Annotated in this window: 3 protein-coding genes; 2 read left to right on the top strand and 1 reads right to left on the bottom strand. The window is 42.5% G+C overall.

What is annotated here, in order from left to right; all coding sequences use genetic code 11:
- Positions 1–2,343 (top strand): immune inhibitor A (locus LHW48_01525; GenBank protein ID MCB5259144.1); only part of this gene is annotated, 2,343 nt, incomplete at its 5' end.
- 651 nt (positions 2,344–2,994) lie between these two features.
- On the opposite strand, the gene LHW48_01520 is transcribed toward LHW48_01525, so the two are convergent.
- Positions 2,995–3,219: a hypothetical protein gene (locus tag LHW48_01520; GenBank protein MCB5259143.1), complete on the bottom strand. Its 225-nt coding sequence runs from the start codon at positions 3,217–3,219 to the stop codon at positions 2,995–2,997.
- Positions 3,220–3,339: 120 nt separating this feature from the next.
- Between LHW48_01520 and ssnA the strand changes: the two genes are divergently transcribed.
- Positions 3,340–4,494 (top strand): putative aminohydrolase SsnA (gene ssnA / locus LHW48_01515; protein MCB5259142.1); only part of this gene is annotated, 1,155 nt, incomplete at its 3' end.

The raw sequence follows: 4,494 nt of genomic DNA, 5'->3' as shown, positions 1-4,494 counted from the left end.
GATCGTGGCAATCGCTCCTTCATTATTGAATGGTATAACTTACGAAATGGTAAAAATGGCACATCCCCGGAAACCTTCCAAGTTATCCTTTATGATCAATCTGTACACAACACCAGTATGGGCGATGGTCCCATCAAATTCCAATATCACACATTCAATAACGTGGATAGCCAATCTGGTTCTCGTCATGGAAACTATGCTACAATCGGTATTGAGGATCATACTGGTACTAGGGGCTTAGAATATACTTTCAACAATCAATATCCTCCCACAGCTTCCTCTTTAAGCAATGGCACAGCCCTCTACATATCCAATGTTCCCATTTATCATGAAGCTGCCAATATTTTTATTGCCGATACTTATTTGGCCGATAGCAATATGATAATTGAACCCGGAGAAACAGTTAGCATGGGCATCCTATTGCAAAATTCAGGTAATATTCCAGCAGATAACATTGTGGCAGATCTGACCACCGAAGATCCATATGTAAATCTTCAATCTCAAAGTTCCGAATATTATGCCCTATTCCCCGGAGAAAGCGGAGTAAACAAGCAGCCTTATGTCTTCAGTATTTCCGAAGACTGCCCGGCAGGTCACCTCATTAATTTCGAAATAGCCATTTCTTCGATGGTGGGTACATGGAACCACAATTTCACTATGCAGGTAGATTCTTCAAAATTGCGTTACCATTCCTATATGATTAACGATTACGACGGTAACCATGATGGCGTTATAAATGAAGCAAATGTGCAACTAATTATAAATTTGCGCAATATCTCAGATCTGGAAGCTCGGAATATTGAGGCAAATCTCAGTACCGATATCTCCGGAGTTATAATTGAAAATCCGCAGATCACAGAAATAGATATTGCTCCTAATCAAATCATGCAGATAGCGTTTGATCTTAGTTTTTCTGGGGTAGACCCAGAGTTGGATTTGATTCCCGTTCTGTTTAATGCACAACCACAAGGTGGCGAAGGCGAAGAAGTTATCTTGCATGTACCATACAATCAACCGAATGTGAAGCATAATTTCGACTCTAACGATGGCAATTTCGTTTCCGAAACCGGTTGGGCTTGGGGCGTTCCTCAAAACGTAACTGCATATAGTCCTGACAAAGTTTGGGCTACAAATCTTAGCGGCGAATACCCGATTAATGTTCAATACCATCTTTACACTCCAAAGTATATCTTGGACAGTGGCAGCGAATTAAGCTTTATGCATTATTATGGCACCGAAGAAAACTATGATGGAGTGAATGTAGCCATATCCACAAATAATGGTAATAGCTGGATAGCCCTAGAGCCACAAGGTGGATACAACGGAACCGATATTGTGGGGCTAAATATGGAGAGGGGCTGGACCGGAAATAGTATGGGGTGGATTCCGGCAAGCTTCGATCTTAGTTCTTATGCTCAGCAACAAGTTATGTTCCGTTTCCGTTTGGGTACAAATGGCGCTACCAATGGGATTGGTTGGTACATCGACGATTTTGAACTTACGAATGTGGTGTTAAAAACTGGATTCGTTCAGGGTAACGTGTATACAAGCTCCGGGATAAATCCTCGCCTTACCACCGTTATGTCTAACCAACGCTATGCCACAACCCCTGCTGATAATGGTAGCTTCAAACTGTTCTTGCCCAACGGAACTCATACCGTAACGGCAAGCACAGAATACCACCAGAGCTCAACAATAAGCAATGTTGTGATTAGTCCAAGCAGCCCTGTATTCAACACCGATTTCGTGTTGATTAATCTTCCTGCGGCAGACAACTTTCACTACATCCTCAGTGACGATTCTGTGGATTTATCCCTGCATTGGGAAGAGCCCTTAGAGCCACTTCTGCCAATTAGCTCTTACCGTGTATATAAGCGTTTCAACAGTGGTCCTTTCGAAATAGTGCAAGAATCTTCTGCCCTATCTTTCAGCGAGCAACGCACCGTGCAAGGCAGCTACTACTATTATGTTACTGCGATTTATATGGGTGTTGAGGGTAGCCCCACGAATACTGTTTTGATTGGCAATCCTTTTGTGGATAACGATGATGATGTAACTCCCGAATTAGTTACAACACTTGAATCTAACTATCCCAATCCCTTTAATCCTACTACTACAATAGCATTTAATCTTGCCGAATCCGGACCTGTTACGCTAAATATCTACAACACGAAAGGTCAGTTGGTGAATCAGTTGGCAAATGCAAATTATTCTGCCGGCAAGCACTATTTGATTTGGAATGGTCGCGATAAGGACGGACGCCCGGTATCTTCCGGTTTATATTTCTATAGATTAATTGCCAAGAACTATGCTAATACCCGCAAAATGATAATGATGAAATAAGCGGTAAATCTTACCCCATACAATAAACCCGGTGTTATCGCCGGGTTTTTTATACGCTAATGTTCGTAGTTCAACCCAATTGAGGCATTGGAGTTCAAAGCGCATAAACTAACTATCACTTATTTAATATCTTATGGGCGGTTTGGACTTCAAGGCCGTGCATAATTAAACGCCTGCTCATGAACTCCAATAGCATTGTTCAGGTTCAAATTGGGAGCAAGTTTATTGTAAACCCGCTGCACATCCAGAATCAAAAAAAGGGCTATCTTTTAAAGCTAGTGGGTAGCCAGTAAAAAAGACTCTCTTTCGGTTCGAGTAGGAAATGGGCTTCCAAGCGCTCCTGCTTGGCAGAGGCAGCGGAGCTCGCCACACCAAAGGTAGGTGCGGCTTGTAGCCGCATTTGTAACAACCTTGAGCTTTGCCACCCCATCCCTTGCACTGGTTTCCCCTGTAGAAACAGTTACCCGTCCGTACTGTAAGGGCACTCGACTGAAGCACCCATGTGAAGAACTATCTGTAGATCAATGGCACCCACTTAGTTTGAAAGATAGCCGACAAAGTGTTTCAACATAAAGATATGGTGAATTCTTCTTGTCCGAGCTATTTCCCCCCACTACCCTTGTAGTAAGGGGCTCTCAATGCCCCGATTATTCAATGATCTCCCAGATTCTCATCGGTCTTATAGTTGGCACGCACAGCAAGTCTCTTGCCAATTACATCAAGCATTACCACAGGAAGCTTTGGCTTACTATTATGCCTTACATACAGGAGAATGACAGAAGAAACCTTTGCTAATGTATCCTCAAAGTATTGGCGGAAGTGAAAGCTAAGCGGTTTTCTATGATAGTGATAACTATTGGCTTCGGTTATTGCCATGATGGGCTTAGAAAGAGCCTTTTTTCTTTATCGTAAAACGATTGCAATCCTAAAATAAGATTGACAACTTAAGTGCTTATTTAATACTTGTTTCTCCAATTTGGAGATAAAGGAAGTACCATGAAAAAATATATAATTCATTCTGCTGATATTATCAGTTTCGATTCCAAAAATCCTTTTCTGAAGGATCACGCTATTCTCATTGAGAACGGTATTATTCAGAAAATTGCCCCTTATAGCGATATGAGAGATGAGAATTGTGAACAGGTAGATGCAATGGGAAAAATTCTGATGCCTGGATTGATAAATGCTCATCATCACTTCTATTCTACCTTAGTTACCGGTTTAGGCAAAGCAGCGCCAGCTAAAGATTTCAACGGAGTATTGGAAAACCTTTGGTGGCGGTTGGATAAGCAGCTAATGTTGCGCGACACCTATATAAGTGCAGTAATATCGGCACTTAATTGTATTCGTAAGGGTACTACTACCATTATTGATCACCATGCGTCACCATACCATATTGGCGGTTCTCTTGCCGAGATAGCAAGGGCGGTTAAAGATGCCGGATTGCGAGCCAATCTTTGTTATGAGGTTTCCGATCGCGATGGCATGCCAAGACGCGACGAAGGCATTGAAGAGAATCTTAGTTTTATAAAAGCCTATGCAAAAGATCAGGATCCTCAGTTAAAAGCCCTTTTTGGAATGCATGCGGCGTTTACTCTTAGCGATGAAAGCCTTCAAAAAATATCCGCTCTGGTGGCTGAAACAGGTTGTGGAACACACATTCATGTTGCAGAAGCTCAGAGCGATCAGCGCTATAACATCGAACATTATGGCAAGCGTGTGGTAGAACGCCTGGAAGATTTTGGACTAATTTCTACTAAGAGCATCTTGGCACATGGAGTACATCTGAATCCCAAAGAAATGATGATTGTGGCAAATCGTGGAGCTGCCATTGTAACCAATCCGCAGTCTAATCTCAATAATGCCGTAGGCATTGCCGATGTGTGCAAGATGAGTGAATATGGCATAAAAGTTGGTTTGGGAACCGATGCTATGACTGTGAACATGTTGGAAGAGCTGCGTGTGGGGCTTTGGGCACAGCATCTCAAGCAAGAAAACCCCTCTGCCGGATTTATGGAGATAGCATCCACGCTGCTGTTTAATAATCCCATTATTGCTCAAAAATACTGGGGAGAAGGTCATGGCGTTCTTAAAGTTGGAGCCAATGCAGATATGATCTTGGTAGATTACGATCCCCATACGCCACTAAAT

This window comes from Candidatus Cloacimonadota bacterium (assembly GCA_020532355.1).
Classification (GTDB): Bacteria; Cloacimonadota; Cloacimonadia; order Cloacimonadales; family Cloacimonadaceae; genus UBA5456.
This window is presented reverse-complemented; position numbering and strand designations above follow the sequence as displayed.